Raw genomic sequence first — 15,161 nt, forward strand, 5'->3', positions numbered from 1 at the left:
ATTTTTTGTGCTTGGCGTGGGGTGTGTGGTGCCTGTGAGATCGAGCGCCGCCCGCGCGGCGCTTCGCAGCACAAGGCTGCTCCTACATTTGTTTCAGGCCAATTATTCCTGTGAGGTTTGTGCGCGAACGCTTTGGCGCATGGCTCGATATCGCGTTGTACGAACAAGGCGGTCGCGTGCACTGGCATAGGCATTACTGGCCCGAAACAGATGTAGGAGCAGCCTTGTGCTGCGAAGCGCCGCGCGGGCGGCGCTCGATTTGCGCGCCACCTCAAAAATCAAGACATGCACTCAAACCTTGAAATGTTCGGCCACGGCGTCGGAAAAGTGCGTGCAATTGATGCGAGCAAGGCGTTGATAGTCACGGCTGACGGCGAAGGCCGAGCCTGGCATCAATAGCACCTTGTGCTGTTCCAGGCGACGCATGAAGGGCTGCAGGTCGGCCAGTTCGGGGTGGTAGACCCACAGGAACATGCCACCTTGGGGCGTTATGTCGAATTGCCAGCCACGCGCCCGCAACAACTGCTGGGTCTGCGCCTGCTGCCGGATCAGGCGCTGCTGCAGGTCTTGCATGTGCCGGGCATAGGTGCCGTCGGACAAGATGGTGTTGACGAAGCGCTCGCAAAACGCCGGTACCGCCACGCAGGTCAGCAGCTTCAGGCGTGTCAGCGGCTCCATCAGCTCTGCCGAGCAGGCGATGTAGCCCACGCGCAATGAGGCGGACAGGCATTTCGAGAAGCTGCCGATGTAGATGACCCGCTCAAGGTTGTCCAGTTCGGCAAAGGTCTGGCGCACACCCGGGCTGAAGTCGCCGTAGACATCGTCCTCGACCACGAAGAAGTCGTGTTCCACCGCCAGGCGCAGGACGCTGAAGGCATTGTGCGGGCTGATGTTGCCGCCGGTCGGGTTGTGGAAGGTGCTGTTGCAGAAGAGTGCCTTGACCTTGTGCCTGGCCAGGTGCTCCTTCATGTCTTCAACGTTCGGTCCGTCCTGGGTTCGGCGCACCCCGACCACATGGCCGCCGGCCAACTGGATCAGCTTGATCAGGTTGCCATTGCCAGGCTCGTCGACGAACACGTGATCGCCTGGCTTGATCAACAACCGCGCCACCAGGTCCAGCGCTTGTGTGGCGCCCAGCGTAGTCAGCAACTCACTTGGCCGGGCATCCACACGGGTCAGGCGTTTCAGGTGCACGCACAACTGCTTGCGCATGGGCAGGTAGCCCTGGATGTCGCCATATTCTGCCAGCGAACTCTGCTCCAGGCGTGCCGTGCGCCGAATTGCCCTGGCCAGCAGCTCGGTGTCTCGCCAGGCGGGTGGCAGCCAGCCGCTGCCCAGTTTGGTGTAGTGCTGGCCCCCCTGCAGCAACTTGAACAGCGGGTCGTCGGCCATGCCTGCGGGCGTATCCACTGTGCCGGTTTGCCGTGTGTGGCTGGCGACGAAGTAGCCGCGGCCAGGAATGGCGGTCAACACACCTTCGCTTACCAATCGGGCATAGCTGGAGACGACATCGTGGTAGCTGCAGCCAACCGCCGCCGTCAGCTTGCGGATGGACGGCATGCGCTGGCCAGGCAGCCATTCGCCGGCTTCGAGGCGCTGTTTCAACTGGTCATGAAGGCTGTGCGGGCGCATGGCGGGTCCAGCAGCTGTTAGAAAAAACAGCCTAACAGTTAACTGGAAAGCGCGTCGACTGTTCGAACTACAGGGCGCGGCAGATGCCACCATGCACCTGTCGGCATCTTTCCAATGCAGAATTCCACCCGTCCACCAACCGTGAGCACACGCCATGTCGAGCCCCCTTCCACGGCGCACGTACCTGTATTTCACCGCGCAATCGATCAACCTGACGACTGCGGTCATGTCCGTGACCATGGCGGCCATTGTCGGGGCGGCGCTGGCGCCTGCTGCCACATGGTCCACTTTGCCCTATGGGTTCCAGTTCCTTTGCCTGATGCTGGCTACCTATCCGGTCTCCAGGCTGATGAGCCGCATTGGCCGCAAGCGCGCCTTCATGCTGGGCTCGGTCCCTTTGGCGGTGTCTGGCATCAGTGGTTACCTGGCGGTGCAGTACCAGCACTTCCCGACGCTGGTGATCAGCCATTCGGCATTGGGCATCTACATTGCGTTTGCCAACTTCAATCGCTTCGCGGCCACCGACAATCTGGCCCAGAACCTGAAGCCCAAGGCGCTTTCCCTGGTGGTGGCCGGTGGGGTGATCGCTGCCGTGGTCGGGCCGGCGCTCACCGAGTGGCTGAGGGACGTTGGTGGGTATCCGCTGTTTTCGCTGTGCTACGCCGCTTTTGTCGGCCTGGCGGTGATGTCGTTGCTGACAGCGGCCTGCCTGCCCGGCGATACCGGCACCGCCAGTAACGACCGTGCAGCGAAACCGGCTGGCACGACCGCCGAGCCGCTGAGCCCGGTGGTTGCCGTGGCCATGGCGGTGGCCGCGCTGGGCTACGGCATCATGAATTTGCTGATGATCCAGGCGTCCATGCACATGAAACACATGCATGAGGACTTTTCCGACGTTCGCTTGGCGATTCAATGGCATGTGATTGCCATGTTTGCGCCGTCGTTCTTCACCGGCGCCATCATCCACAAGCTCGGCATCAGGGCCACCATCTGTCTCGGCCTGTGCCTGCTGATCGGTTGCACGGCCATGAACATGTGGTCGCACAGCTACGCGATGATGACCTTGTCACTGATAGCCCTGGGCCTGGGTTGGAACCTGACCTACGTGGGCGGTGGGGCGCTGTTGGCGCAGACGCTGCAAAACAGCCCGGCAGCGATGCAGATGCAGGGGAAGAACGATCTGGCCATTGCGGTGTTCGCGACCGTTGGTGCATTCAGCCCATCGCTGTTGCTGGGTACGGTCGGCTGGGATGGCACCAATGCCATTTGCATGGCCCTCTGCATCGTGCTGCTCATGGCCACCGCAGGGTTGCTGCAGCGCAAGGTTTCAGGGCCTGCCAGGGCCAGTTAGACCCCGGCTACCCTCCGCGCGGCCCGCAGCAGGGACGCGCGAGTGCTGTTCAGGTCAGGCGCCGTGGCACTTCTTGAACTTTTTCTGGCTACCGCACGGGCATGGGTCGTTACGGCCAACGTCCTTCAGGGCGTTGCGTACCGGCTCCTGGTGGCCGTGGTTGCAGTGCGGGCCGTGTACATGGCCATGATCGTGGTGGTGATCATGATCGTGGTTGCAGTCAGGGCCATGAACGTGGGGTTGCTGGGACATTGCAGGGTCACTCCGGTTTGTAATCGCCGGGGATTATCTCACCACTGCGCGACAAGTGCAGGTCCCGATGGATGAGCAACCCGGTCGCCAGCTCGCCCTGCAGGCTGTAATGCAGTGGTTGTTCGCTTTTCAGCAGCTTGGCCAGCGGTTTCAGGTGCTGCCACAGGTTGGTCCGTGCGGTGATCTTGAAAGTACGCCGGGCATGCCCGCCGACACTGCGCCACACGCTGGTTTCATCCTGCACCAGCAACAGGTCGTTGAGGCGTATGGCATACGACAGGTTGCGGATGAACAGGCGGCTGTCATTGGGGTTGTCGATTCGCAGATGCAGCACGAACTCCTGCTCCAGCAACCTGGCCTTGACCGTCTCCACCTCGACCAGGTGCACCTCGGGTTCGCGCCAGTCGTCACCGCCCCAGCTGGCGCAGCCCGCCAGCAGTGCAAGCCATGCCATCAGGGTGGCGAGCAGCAGCGGGCGGGTGCGGGCGATCATGGTCAGCTACCCACGTAACTGGCGCAGCATTTCTTGAACTTCTGGCCGCTGGCGCAGGGGCAGGGGTCGTTGCGCCCGGCCTTGAGCCCGACCGTGGGGTCGATGAAGTACCAGCGCCCGGCGTGCTGGACGAATGCCGAGCGCTCGCGGTGCTGATGGTCACCCTCCTGGTCGTGCCAGCGTGCAGTGAAGGTGACAAAACCGTGCTCTGGCTGGCCGCCCAGCACCTCTGCGCTTTCCACCTCCAGGCCCAGCCAGGTGCTCTGGGCGCTCCAGGCGGCCATGGCGGCACGGTCCAGGCCGGCTTGCTGGGCCGGCAGGGTGGTGGCCACCAGGTAGTCGACCAGGCCCAGCACGTAGGCACTGTAGCGTGAGCGCATCAGCGCCTGGGCATCCGGCGCCGGGGTGCCGGCATGGTAGTGCCCGCAGCAGGCGTCGAGCAGGTTGCCACTGCCACAAGGGCAGACCGAGACACTCATCATCACCACCAGTACTTGCCGAAGTTTTCAGGGTTGGCCCAGAACTTGGCATTCAGCCAGTCCGGTACCTGCTTGTAGTCATGTAGATCATAGGTGAACAGGCTCAATACCTGCTGGTCACGGCGGAATTTCTCGCTGGCCGACAGGGCAAGGGCAAAGAAATCGGTGTCCTGCCAGCCACAGGCGGCCAGGTCGGCCAGCACAGCGACCCGGCTGGCATTGAGGTTGCGAATGCCACCGAGCAATTCCAGGCCGGTGCGTTTTGGCAGGTGCTCCAGGCAGTCCACCAGTACCGCCAGGTCAAAGCGCTGGGCTGCCAGTTCTGCCGGCAGCGGGCCTGGGGCGGCCGTGGCGATGGTTACCTGTGGGTGCGCCTGGGCGAAGGCGTCCAGCGCCGGGAAGCGCGTGCCCACCAGCAGCAGGCGTTGCGGAGTGAAGCGATCGAGCAGGGCCGCCAAGGCCTGCTGCGGGGTGCGCTGGGAAAAACCGTCGGTCATTGCCAATCCTCGTTGAAGTCATCCAAGACTAGCGGGCCGCAGCGTGCGGGCAAAGAGGCATGTGACTGTGTCGTGGCTTATTGGTGGCAGGGATCAGATGCTCGGTCTTTACTCCCTGAAATCGGCCTTATGCCGATTCCCCCTAGGAGAAGCAATGAAATGAGCATAGTACGCACAGCGATACCCCTGGTTCTGCTCACCAGTGTGTTGACTGGTTGTGCAGGTTTGCAAAAGACCGACTGGCCGAAATGTGCCGCCGTCGGGGGTGTAAGCGGCGCTGCCCTGGGCGCCATCGAGAGCTCCAGCTGGGCTGGTTGGGGCGCGTTGCTGGGCGGTGGCCTGGCGGCGGGCTATTGCTGGGCCCATGGCGATGGCGACGAGGATGGTGACGGTGTGCCGGACAGCCGTGACAAGTGCCCAGGCACCCCGCGCGGTGTGCAGGTCGATGCCAACGGCTGCCCACCGGAGCCGGCCGCGGTGGTCGAGGAAGTGGTGGTGCAGAAGGAAGAAGTCATCGTCATCCGCGATGTGCACTTCGAGTTCGACTCTGCGCGCCTGACCGCCAGCGACAAGGAGCGCCTCAACACCATTGCCACGCGCCTGAAACAGGAGGCGCCGTCCGCCCGCCTGAGCGTCAGCGGCCATACCGATAGCGTCGGCTCCGACAGCTACAACCAGAAACTGTCCGAGCGCCGTGCCCACTCGGTGACCGATTACCTGGTCGAGAGCGGTGTGCCGCGCAGCAGCTTCGTGTCGGTGGTCGGTGCTGGTGAAACCCAGCCGGTGGCAGACAACGCCACGGCCGAGGGGCGTGCCATGAACCGCCGTACCGAGATCAAGATCCAGCGGTAGACCGGCGTGCGCCCGTGCCTTGAGCAGTGGCACGGGCGCGTCTTCACGGCGGTCAGCCGTCCGTGGCCAATGACACAGGAGCATTCAGCATGAGTGTGACGTCGAAGGCGGCGCTGCCGCTGTTGGTGGCTGCCAGCCTGCTAGCGGGCTGCGCCACCCACAGCGATGGCAGCGCGCCGCTCAACCAGAGGACCTGGCCCATCTGCAGCCTGCTCGGCGGCCTGGTCGGTGGTGGCCTGGGCGCCATCGAAAGTTCGAGTTGGGCGGCTGGCGGCGGTGCCCTTGGCGCCATCGCCGGGGGCCTGATCTGTTACGCCCAGGATGGCGACGAAGATGGCGACGGCATTTTCGACCGCCGTGATCGTTGCCCCGATACCCCCGCCAACACTGCGGTCGACCACATGGGTTGCCCGTTGAGGGTGTACCCCGCATCGCCGCCTGCCACTGAACCTGAACCCTCGCCGGAGGTGATCATCCTGGATGACAACGGCGCGGTGATGTTCGCCTTCGATTCCGCCGAGCTGACCCCGGCGGCCCAGCAGCGTCTGCAAGGCCTGGTGGCAAAACTCGATTCACCGACGGTGGCCAAGGTAAGCGTGATCGGGCATACCGACAACGTCGGCTCCGACAGCTACAACCAGGCACTTTCCGAACGCCGCGCCAGCAGCGTGGCCGTTTACCTGATCGGCCAGGGGCTGGAGGCGGGCAAGGTCACCAGCCAGGGGCGCGGCGAGAGTGAACCGCTCACCGACAACGAAAGCGAGGAGGGCCGTGCCCGCAACCGACGGGTGGAACTGCACCTCAACTGAGTGGTGCTGGCGCCTGTCCGGGCATTGCAGTTAATGTTGGTCGCACGGCCCGCTCGAACGGGCCGTCTCGACATAACAACAATCCATGGGGGCGGGATATGAAGTTCATCCTGGGCTTGGGCAAGGTCCTGACTGTCGCTTTCTGGGGGGTGGTGCTGTTCAATCAGTTCATGCCACAACCCTTGCCCTTCAACCTGCTGATCAACGCCGCCGGCATCACCTTGCTGGGCCTGCACCTGCTTGAAGTGCTGTTCTTCAATGGCAGCTTGCGCGGCCGCAGCCACCGCTGGTTCGATCGTTTGCAGATCCTGTTGACGGGTATCTTCCATGTCATGTCCATCCCCCGTGTGCAGGAGGCGCCGCGAAATGCGTAATCTGATGTTATTGGCCATGTTGGCCGCTCCCCTGGCCCAGGCCGAAAGCCTGGAGGTCGCTGCCAATTCCATGCTGCGCCTGCCCGACAAGTCTGCCAGCGTGCACCTGGCACAGTTGCGTGTCGCCGATGCCGCAACCCTGCTGCTGCCTGCCACGCTCGCGGAATTGAAGGTCGACCAGCTGGAGCTGGGGCGCGATGCGCGTATCGCCATTGCACCTTCCGATAGCCCGTTGCTGATCGAGGCGCGCAGTGCGCGGCTGGGTGAGGGTAGCGAATTCAGTGCGCCGGGAGCGGCGGGTACTTACCAGCGGGGGGCCCGGTCAGGCCGCAGCCTGGACCTGAAACTGGCTGAAGTGGATGCCGAGCGCCTGGCCATCGATGCCCGTGGCGGTGCCGGTGCGCCGGGGTACGTGGGGCTGGATGGCGCCAACGGCCAGGCCGGTGGCTGCACCTGGGGCCAGGCCAGCCGCGGTGCCAACGGCGATGACGGCGGCAACGGGCACGATGGCGCGCCGGGTGGGCGCATCCGCCTGAGCGTGCCGCAGGGCTTCCCGCAGGAACGCATCGTGGTCCGCCTGGACGGCGGCGCACCGGGCAAGGCCGGTGCTGCTGGCAAGGCCGGCAAGGGCGGCGCTAGCAAGGGTTGCCTGGTTTACCGCACAGACGCCGGCGCCAACGGCCGGCCGGGGCAGCCGGGCCAACCTGGGTTGGCCGGCGCTGTAGGTGAGCTGATTCTGCAGCGCCTCTGAAGCCTTGCCGCGCCCCCCTGTAGGAGCGGCCTTGTGTCGCGATGGGCTGCGCAGCAGCCCCAGGATTTCAGCGCCTTCGCACAAAATGCCGGGGCTGCTGCGCAGCCCATCGCGACACAAGGCCGCTCCTACAGGGGCCGAGCAGATCCTGTCAGAACATCAGCCGCGAACTGGCCACGGCTACCACCGCCAGACCGAGCAGCAGGTTGATCCCCACCATCCGCCGAATCCGTCCCAGCACTGCCGCACCCGCCGGCCAGTCCTCGGCCTGCACTGCCCCCCTCAATTCCGGCAGCAGCAGCGCCTGGATGCGCATGAACAGGGCAAACATGGCGATGCCCCCGCCGATCATCACCTGCACATATTTCGGTGCAGTCTCGAAGCCGCTGAAGCGCATGTGCAACATGCCGATACCACTTATCGCCAAAATCGCCACTGCCAGCCAGACCCAACCGAAGAAGCGTCGGAAAACTTCCACCCACAAGCGCAGCCGGGCAGGCCCTTCAAGGGCTGCAACCGTTGCCGGGCGCAGCACCAGCCAGGCGAAGAACATGCCGCCGACCCACACCAGGGCGGCCAGGACATGCAGTGTGTAGGGCAGGGCAAAGGCAAGCATCCGGATCTCCATGCGGCATAAAGGGCAATAGCGGGGTATGATAGCCGCCCCATGCGAAACACTGAAAATATATCCAGCCCTCCGGGCGCCTGCAGACCATGATCAGCAACGAACTCAAAGCCACCATCCAGGGCGCCTATACGCGTTTTCTCGAAGCCAAGAGCCTCAAGCCGCGCTATGGCCAGCGCCTGATGATCGCCGAAGTGGCCAAGGTGCTCGGCGACATCGCCTGCGACGAAGAAGGCCGCCGTGCCGGCGAGCCTGCCGTGGTGGCAGTGGAGGCGGGCACCGGTACCGGCAAGACGGTGGCCTACAGCCTGGCTGCCATTCCGGCCGCCAAGGCCGCCGGCAAGCGTTTGGTGATCGCCACCGCCACCGTGGCGCTGCAGGAGCAGATCGTCTTCAAGGACCTGCCCGACCTGATGCGCAGCAGCGGGCTGAACTTTAGCTTCGCCCTGGCCAAGGGCCGTGGCCGCTACCTGTGCCTGTCCAAGCTCGACATCCTGCTGCAGGAGGGCCACGCCCAGTCGGCCACCGCCCAGCTGTTCGAGGAAGAAGGCTTCCACATCGAAGTCGACGAGCGCAGCCAGAAGCTGTTCAACAGCATGATCGAGAAGCTTGCCGGCAACCGCTGGGACGGTGACCGCGACAGCTGGCCCGAAGCCCTGGAAGACCAGGACTGGGCGCGCCTGACCACCGACCACAGCCAGTGTACCGGCCGTCATTGCCCGAACTTCCAGCAGTGCGTGTTCTACAAGGCCCGCGAAGGCATGGGCAAGGTCGACGTGATCGTCACCAACCACGACATGGTGCTGGCCGACCTGGCCCTGGGCGGCGGCGCGGTATTGCCCGACCCGCGCGACACCATGTACGTGTTCGACGAAGGCCACCACCTGCCGGACAAGGCTATCGGCCATTTCGCCCACTATTCGCGCCTGCGCTCTACTGCCGACTGGCTGGAGCAGACCGCCAAGAACCTGACCAAGCTGCTGGCCCAGCACCCGCTGCCCGGTGACCTGGGCAAGTACATCGAGCAGGTGCCGGAGCTTGCGCGGGAAGTGCGCACCCAGCAGCAGTTCATGTTCACCCTGTGCGAGCAGGTTGCCGACTTCCGCCCCAGCGAGGACAACGAAGGCCGTGAGCGCCCGCGCTACCGCTTTGAAGGCGGCGTGGTGCCGGAGCAGATTCGCGAAGTGGGCATCGAGCTGAAAAAAGGCTTTGCCCGCCTCAACGACCTGTTCACCCGCTTGGCCGACCTGCTCAAGGAAGGCATGGACGGTGAGGTCAACATCGGCATCGCCAGCCACCAGGCCGAGGAGTGGTACCCGCTGTTCGGTAGCCTGGTCACCCGTGCCCAGGGCAACTGGGAACTGTGGACGGCCTTTACCGCCGAAGATCCGGAAGACAGCCCACCCATGGCCCGTTGGCTGACCCTGGCCGAGAGCGGTGCGCTGTTCGACATCGAAGTCAATGCCAGCCCCATCCTGGCCGCCGAAATGCTTCGCCGCAGCCTGTGGAGCGTGGCACATGGCGCACTGGTGACCTCGGCGACGCTGACTGCGCTGGGCAAGTTCGACCGCTTCCGCATGCGCTCGGGGTTGCCCCGTGACGCGGTCACTTGCGTGGTGCCCAGCCCGTTCGTGCATGGCGATGCCGGCCTGCTGCGGGTCCCCGACCTAAAGGCCGACCCGCGCGATGCGGCGGCGCATACCGCAGCGATCATCCGCGAACTGCCGAACATCGTCGAAGATGCCCGTGGCGCGCTGGTGCTGTTCTCCTCGCGCAAGCAGATGCAGGACGTGTTCGATGGCCTGGACCGTGACTGGCGCAAGCTAGTGCTGATCCAAGGCAACCTGTCCAAGCAGGAAACCCTGAACAAGCACAAGGCACGGGTCGACGATGGCCAGCACAGCGTGCTGTTCGGCCTGGCCAGCTTTGCCGAGGGTGTCGACCTGCCGGGTGCCTACTGCGAGCACGTGGTTATCGCCAAGATTCCTTTTGCCGTGCCTGATGATCCGGTCGAAGCGGCGTTGGCCGAGTGGATCGAAGCTCGCGGCGGCAACCCGTTCATGGAAATTGCCGTGCCCGATGCCTCGCTGCGGCTGATCCAGGCCTGCGGCCGCCTGCTGCGAACCGAACAGGACCGCGGTGTTATCACCTTGCTTGACCGGCGCCTGGTCACCCAGCGCTACGGCAAGGCTATTCTCAATGCGCTGCCGCCGTTCCGGCGGGAGATTTCCTGACCGCCGGAGCACACTTGCTCCGGTGCGTTGTCCATTACTCAGTCGTGGGCCATGAGGGCCCTGAAGGAGAGCCCCAGCCTTATGGTCCGCCGTACCCTGCCCGCCGTTTTTGCCCTGTTGTTCAGCTCGCCGTTGCTGGCTGGGCAGCAGACGCTTTTCAGCTTCGTGCGCCCGGCCTCGGTGGTCAATGTGGCGACCGAGGATGCCGGCATGCCGCAGTACAACGCGGAGCAGACGGCCGAAGGTGAAGTGTTGCGGCGCGTGGTGTTCAACCCGGCCGAGCGGCCGACCCTGCGCCTGAGCCCGCAAAGCGGTGTGTGGGACTGGTCCGGCGGTCAGTTCCTGACTTTGCGCCTGCAAAGCGCGATGGATTGGGCGCTGACCGTGGACGTGGTGGTGCAGGGCAGTGATGGGCGCACGTTGACCAGCCGCATCGACCTTCCGGCCGGTCCTGCACAAACCGTGATGGTACCGCTGACGGCCAGTTCGCCATTGAGCCAAGGCATGCGCGCCGGCCCGCCCATGCCCTGGAACCATGGCGGCCAGCGCCTGCTGCTGACCAGCAGCGCGGGTGCGGTCGACCTCAAGCAGGTGACGTCGGTCAGCCTGAGTATCCCCAACCCCAAGGTGGCGCAGAACCTGCTGATCGAGCGGGTGGGCATCCAGGATGACGACCAGGCATACAAGGCGGCCTACCAGGAACTGATCGATGCCTATGGCCAGTCCACCCGCGGCCATTGGCCAGAAAAGGTTACCAATGACGAGCAGCTCAAGGCGGCCGATGTACGCGAGCAGCAACAGCTCAAAGGCTGGCTGGCAGAGCGTGGCAAGCAGCAGCTGGACGCTTACGGAGGCCTGCTGGCCGGGCCGGCGTTCGAGGCCAAAGGCTTCTTCCGCACCGAAAAGCGTGACGGCCGCTGGTACCTGGTAACGCCCGAGGGGCATCCGTTCTATTCCCTGGGGGTGAATGCCGTCGCCGCGGATGGCGGGCGTACCTACGTCGCCGGGCGTGAGGGGATGTTCAAGGGGTTGCCGGTTGAGGGGGATGCACTGGCCGCATTCTATGGTGATGGCAACAACGACGATGGCAACCCCTCGTCGCAAGGTCGCAACTTCAAGCAGGGGCGCTGGTTCGATTTCTATGCCGCCAACCTGCAGCGCACCTATGGCAAACCCTGCCCGCCCGCGGTAGAGGGGCAGCCGGCAAGCTGCCCACCATTGGCGCTGGATACCGCCCGCTGGCAGGCGCATGCGCTCGACCGCCTGCAGGCCTGGGGTTTCAACACGGTCGGCAACTGGAGCGAGCCGGCCCTGGGCCAGGCCAGGCGCATGCCGTACACCTTGCCGCTATCGATAGTTGGGGATTACGCCAGCATCAGCACCGGCATGGACTGGTGGGGCCGCATGCCCGACCCGTTCGACCCGCGTTTTGCCATGGCCACCGAGCGCGCCGTGGCCATTGCCGCCCGCGATCACCGTGACGACCCCTGGCTGATCGGCTATTTCGCCGACAACGAACTGTCCTGGGCCGCCCCCGGTAGCGACCCGAAGGCGCGTTACGGCCTGGCCTACGGAACCTTGCGCCTGACTACCGATGTACCGGCCAAGCGCGCCTTCCTCAAGCAGTTGCGTGACAAGTACCGCAACCAGGAAGGGTTGTCCAAGGCCTGGGGCATCGAGCTGAGCGCCTGGGAACTGATGGAGGACCCGGGCTTCGAGGCACCGTTGCCGAACCCGGAGCACCCGGAAATCGAGCGTGACTACCAGCACTTCCAGCAGGTGTTCGCCGAAACCTACTTCAGGACCATTGCCGACTCGTTGAAGTGGCATGCGCCCAATCACTTGCTGCTGGGTGGCCGCTATGCCGTCAGCACGCCGGAGGCGGTCAAGGCCTGCGCCGAGTTCTGCGATGTGCTCAGCTTCAACTTCTATACCCTCAAGCCGCAGGATGGCTACGACTTCACCCGCCTGGCCGAGCTGGACAAGCCGGTGTTGGTGTCCGAATTCCAGTTCGGCTCGCGCGATCGCGGGCCGTTCTGGCCGGGGCCGCTGGAAGTGGCGCGGGAAGAAGACCGTGGCCCGGCCTACGGCAACTTCCTCAAGGCGGCCCTGGCGCAGCCGATGATCGTTGGCGCGCACTGGTTCCAGTACCTCGACCAGCCGGCCAGCGGCCGCCTGCTCGATGGCGAGAACGGTCACCTAGGGTTGGTGGCGATCACCGATATGCCATACCCGGGGTTTGTCGATGCCGTGCGCAAGAGCAACTTGCAGGCAATGAGCCAGCTGCGCGTCCAACTGGAAAAACCGGCGCCCTAGCAACCGGCTGACGCGGTCTTGTGTAGGAGCGGCCTTGTGTCGCGATGGGCTGCACAGCAGCCCCAGGATCTCAGCCGCAATGCACAAATTACCGGGGCTGCTGCGCAGCCCATCGCGACGCAAGGCCGCTCCTACAGGGGCACCGTTCGTCCTGGCTGCCATTCGTCGCGACCACTTGGCCCAAGCCAGTTTGCAAAACACGCAACTACTGAAACAATGCACACCATTTTCGGAATTGGTCGTACGGAGAACAGCGGGTGCAGATCCAGGGTCACTATGAGCTGAAGTTCGAAGCAGTGCGCGAAGCCTTCGCCGCGCTGTTCGATGATCCCCAGGAGCGTGGCGCCGCGCTGTGCATCCAGGTTGGTGGCGAAACCGTGGTCGACCTGTGGGCCGGCAGTGCCGACAAGGACGGCCAGCAGGCCTGGCACAGCGATACCATCGCCAACCTGTTTTCCTGCACCAAGACCTTCACCGCTGTCACCGCCCTGCAACTGGTCGGCGAGGGCAAGCTGGCGCTTGATGCGCCGGTGGCCAACTACTGGCCCGAGTTCGCCCAGGCAGGCAAACAGGCGATTACCCTGCGCCAGCTGCTCAGCCACCGCGCCGGCTTGCCGGCCATCCGTGAGCTGCTGCCGGCCGAGGCACTGTATGACTGGCAGGCCATGGTCGATGCGCTGGCTGCCGAAACGCCCTGGTGGACACCCGGCACCGAGCATGGCTATGCCGCAATTACCTACGGCTGGCTGATTGGCGAGCTGATCCGCCGTGCCGACGGCCGTGGCCCCGGCGACTCGATCGTGGCCCGTACCGCTCGGCCGTTGGGGCTGGATTTTCATATCGGCCTGGCGGACGATGAGTTTCATCGCGTAGCGCATATCGCCCGTGGCAAGGGCAACGCCGGGGACGCTGCGGCTCAGCGCCTGCTGCAGGTGACCATGCGCGAGCCCGAGGCTCTGTCGACCCGTGCCTTCACCAACCCGCCGGCGATCCTGACCAGTACCAACAAGCCGGAGTGGCGGAGCATGCAGCAGCCAGCGGCCAATGGCCATGGCAATGCGCGCAGCCTGGCGGGCTTCTATGCCGGGCTGTTGGACGGTAGCCTGCTCGAATCAGAGCTGCTCGACGAACTCACCCGTGAGCACAGCCTCGGCCAGGATCGTACTCTGCTCACCCAGACCCGTTTTGGCCTGGGCTGCATGCTCGACCAGCCAGACGTGGCCAATGCCACGTTCGGCCTCGGGGCCCGCGCCTTCGGCCACCCAGGCGCCGGCGGCTCGGTTGGTTTCGCTGACCCGGAACACGATGTGGCCTTCGGTTTCGTGGTCAATACCCTTGGCCCTTATGTGCTCATGGACCCGCGAGCCCAGAAACTGGTACGCGTCCTTGCCAATTGCCTTTGATCGGGTAATGCGGGTATTGCCCCAGCCCTTTGACTATCCTCAATGCCAACGCCTGAAGGGCGTAAGCAAAATTTCTTTCTATTTCATGGTGTATCGCTGATGTCTTCACACAAAACCTTAGCACTCGCCCTGTGCCTGACCGCCGTTACCGGCTGCGCCAGTCACCCCCAGGACGGCTCGAAGGACAGCGCCTCTAGCTGGTGGCCCTTCGGTTCGGACAAGGTTGCCGAGCAGGAAGTGAAGCAAGCCGTCACGGAAAATGTGGCCAAGGCCGACGCCAAGTCCGACAACGCCAGCCGTTGGTGGTGGCCGTTCGGCGGTGAAGAGAAGCAGGCCAAGGGGCCGGTGGTGCCGAAGGTCGACCAGAAGGCCACCCAGGCCTGGCTGGACGAGTACGAGCCAAAGCTGCGTGAGGCGATCAAGGGCAGCAAGCTGGAGCTGGAGCGTCGTGACAACGTGCTGGCCGTAACCATCCCGGTGGACAGTTCGTACAACCCCGATCGTCCGAACATGCTGCTGCCGATGACCCTGGGCCCGATTACTCGTGTGGCCAAGACTGTCGAAGGCGATGCCAAGACCGCCGTGCTGGTGCTCGGCCATGCCGACAGCAGCGGGGTCGCTGCCGCCAACCAGAAGCTCAGCCTGGAGCGCGCCGCTTCGGTGTCGGCCATCTTCCGCCTCAGCGGCCTGCAGCGTGACCGTCTGAACCTCAAGGGCATGGGCTCGGAAATGCCGCGCGCCGCCAACGACAGCGCCGAGGGCCGTGCCCTGAACCGCCGTGTGGAAATGCTGTTGACCCCGCAGAACACCATGGTCGCCCTGCTGGCCAAGTACCAGCAAGCCGCCCCGGCGCGCGCGCCAATGGTGGCGGTGCAAGATGTCAAAGCACCTGCTGCCAAGCCTGCCGACAGCAAGCCGGCCATCAAGGCTGCGGCGAAGAAGCCTGTGACCAAAGCCAAGGCCAAGGCGCCAGCCAAGACCACGGCCAAGAAAAAAGCTGCACCGGCCAAGCCGGTTGCCAAGAAAGCTACCACTGAAAAGAAAGTAGCTGCCAACAGCCCTGCGAAGACCAACTGATCGTCAAGGAACGCAG

At 64.3% G+C, this 15,161-nt stretch carries 15 protein-coding genes; 9 read left to right on the plus strand and 6 right to left on the minus strand.

Annotated elements, in window-relative coordinates; all coding sequences use genetic code 11:
- Positions 1 to 291: 291 nt before the first annotated feature.
- The gene (locus tag IMX18_RS03155) at positions 292 to 1,632 is read right to left on the minus strand and encodes an aminotransferase-like domain-containing protein (protein WP_217190074.1); all 1,341 of its coding nucleotides are present in this window, start codon (positions 1,630 to 1,632) and stop codon (positions 292 to 294) included.
- Positions 1,633 to 1,786: 154 nt separating this feature from the next.
- Between IMX18_RS03155 and IMX18_RS03160 the strand changes: the two genes are divergently transcribed.
- Positions 1,787 to 2,983, plus strand: a complete 1,197-nt coding sequence (locus IMX18_RS03160; RefSeq protein ID WP_015271544.1) for an MFS transporter — start codon at positions 1,787 to 1,789, stop codon at positions 2,981 to 2,983.
- Positions 2,984 to 3,037: 54 nt separating this feature from the next.
- Here the strand turns inward: IMX18_RS03160 and IMX18_RS03165 are convergent, their stop codons facing one another.
- From IMX18_RS03165 to IMX18_RS03180, 4 genes are read right to left on the minus strand one after another with little or no spacing between them, the layout of a single operon-like run.
- Complete coding sequence (locus IMX18_RS03165) at positions 3,038 to 3,235, minus strand: SEC-C metal-binding domain-containing protein (RefSeq protein ID WP_003258907.1); 198 nt, start codon at positions 3,233 to 3,235, stop codon at positions 3,038 to 3,040.
- Between the two features lie 7 nt (positions 3,236 to 3,242).
- Positions 3,243 to 3,728 (minus strand): LEA/WHy family protein, encoded by a 486-nt coding sequence (locus IMX18_RS03170; protein ID WP_015271543.1) that lies wholly within the window; start codon positions 3,726 to 3,728, stop codon positions 3,243 to 3,245.
- A gap of 2 nt (positions 3,729 to 3,730) precedes the next feature.
- A complete protein-coding gene (locus IMX18_RS03175) occupies positions 3,731 to 4,207 on the minus strand; it encodes a YchJ family protein (RefSeq protein WP_015271542.1) in 477 nt (158 codons plus the stop codon).
- Between the two features lie 2 nt (positions 4,208 to 4,209).
- Complete coding sequence (locus IMX18_RS03180) at positions 4,210 to 4,704, minus strand: DUF6231 family protein (RefSeq protein WP_015271541.1); 495 nt, start codon at positions 4,702 to 4,704, stop codon at positions 4,210 to 4,212.
- Between the two features lie 159 nt (positions 4,705 to 4,863).
- On the opposite strand from IMX18_RS03180, the gene IMX18_RS03185 reads away from it, so the two are divergent.
- The 4 genes from IMX18_RS03185 to IMX18_RS03200 all read left to right on the plus strand — a co-directional run bounded on the left by IMX18_RS03185 (position 4,864) and on the right by IMX18_RS03200 (position 7,490).
- Positions 4,864 to 5,556 (plus strand): PA1041 family peptidoglycan-binding anchor lipoprotein, encoded by a 693-nt coding sequence (locus tag IMX18_RS03185; RefSeq protein ID WP_003258902.1) that lies wholly within the window; start codon positions 4,864 to 4,866, stop codon positions 5,554 to 5,556.
- A gap of 89 nt (positions 5,557 to 5,645) precedes the next feature.
- Positions 5,646 to 6,365, plus strand: a complete 720-nt coding sequence (locus IMX18_RS03190; protein WP_015271540.1) for a PA1041 family peptidoglycan-binding anchor lipoprotein — start codon at positions 5,646 to 5,648, stop codon at positions 6,363 to 6,365.
- Between the two features lie 98 nt (positions 6,366 to 6,463).
- Positions 6,464 to 6,739, plus strand: coding sequence for a DUF1145 domain-containing protein (locus IMX18_RS03195; protein ID WP_013973933.1), 276 nt, complete (start codon positions 6,464 to 6,466; stop codon positions 6,737 to 6,739).
- Positions 6,732 to 7,490 (plus strand): hypothetical protein, encoded by a 759-nt coding sequence (locus tag IMX18_RS03200; RefSeq protein ID WP_015271539.1) that lies wholly within the window; start codon positions 6,732 to 6,734, stop codon positions 7,488 to 7,490. The genes IMX18_RS03195 and IMX18_RS03200 overlap by 8 nt, the downstream gene beginning before the upstream one ends.
- Before the next feature lie 151 nt (positions 7,491 to 7,641).
- Here the strand turns inward: IMX18_RS03200 and IMX18_RS03205 are convergent, their stop codons facing one another.
- Positions 7,642 to 8,106: a CopD family protein gene (locus IMX18_RS03205; RefSeq protein WP_085721077.1), complete on the minus strand. Its 465-nt coding sequence runs from the start codon at positions 8,104 to 8,106 to the stop codon at positions 7,642 to 7,644.
- A gap of 98 nt (positions 8,107 to 8,204) precedes the next feature.
- Here IMX18_RS03205 and dinG point away from each other — a divergent pair, with 98 nt between their 5' ends.
- The 4 genes from dinG to IMX18_RS03225 all read left to right on the plus strand — a co-directional run bounded on the left by dinG (position 8,205) and on the right by IMX18_RS03225 (position 15,145).
- Positions 8,205 to 10,349, plus strand: a complete 2,145-nt coding sequence (gene dinG, locus IMX18_RS03210; protein ID WP_013973931.1) for an ATP-dependent DNA helicase DinG — start codon at positions 8,205 to 8,207, stop codon at positions 10,347 to 10,349.
- A gap of 81 nt (positions 10,350 to 10,430) precedes the next feature.
- Positions 10,431 to 12,665 (plus strand): beta-galactosidase, encoded by a 2,235-nt coding sequence (locus tag IMX18_RS03215; RefSeq protein WP_217190073.1) that lies wholly within the window; start codon positions 10,431 to 10,433, stop codon positions 12,663 to 12,665.
- Between the two features lie 257 nt (positions 12,666 to 12,922).
- The gene (locus IMX18_RS03220) at positions 12,923 to 14,068 is read left to right on the plus strand and encodes a serine hydrolase domain-containing protein (RefSeq protein ID WP_217190072.1); all 1,146 of its coding nucleotides are present in this window, start codon (positions 12,923 to 12,925) and stop codon (positions 14,066 to 14,068) included.
- 99 nt (positions 14,069 to 14,167) lie between these two features.
- Complete coding sequence (locus IMX18_RS03225) at positions 14,168 to 15,145, plus strand: OmpA family protein (protein WP_015271535.1); 978 nt, start codon at positions 14,168 to 14,170, stop codon at positions 15,143 to 15,145.
- The last annotated feature ends 16 nt before the right edge of the window (positions 15,146 to 15,161 follow it).

Origin of the sequence: Pseudomonas shirazica (assembly GCF_015168335.1) — a bacterium.
Lineage (GTDB): Bacteria > Pseudomonadota > Gammaproteobacteria > Pseudomonadales > Pseudomonadaceae > Aquipseudomonas > Aquipseudomonas asiatica.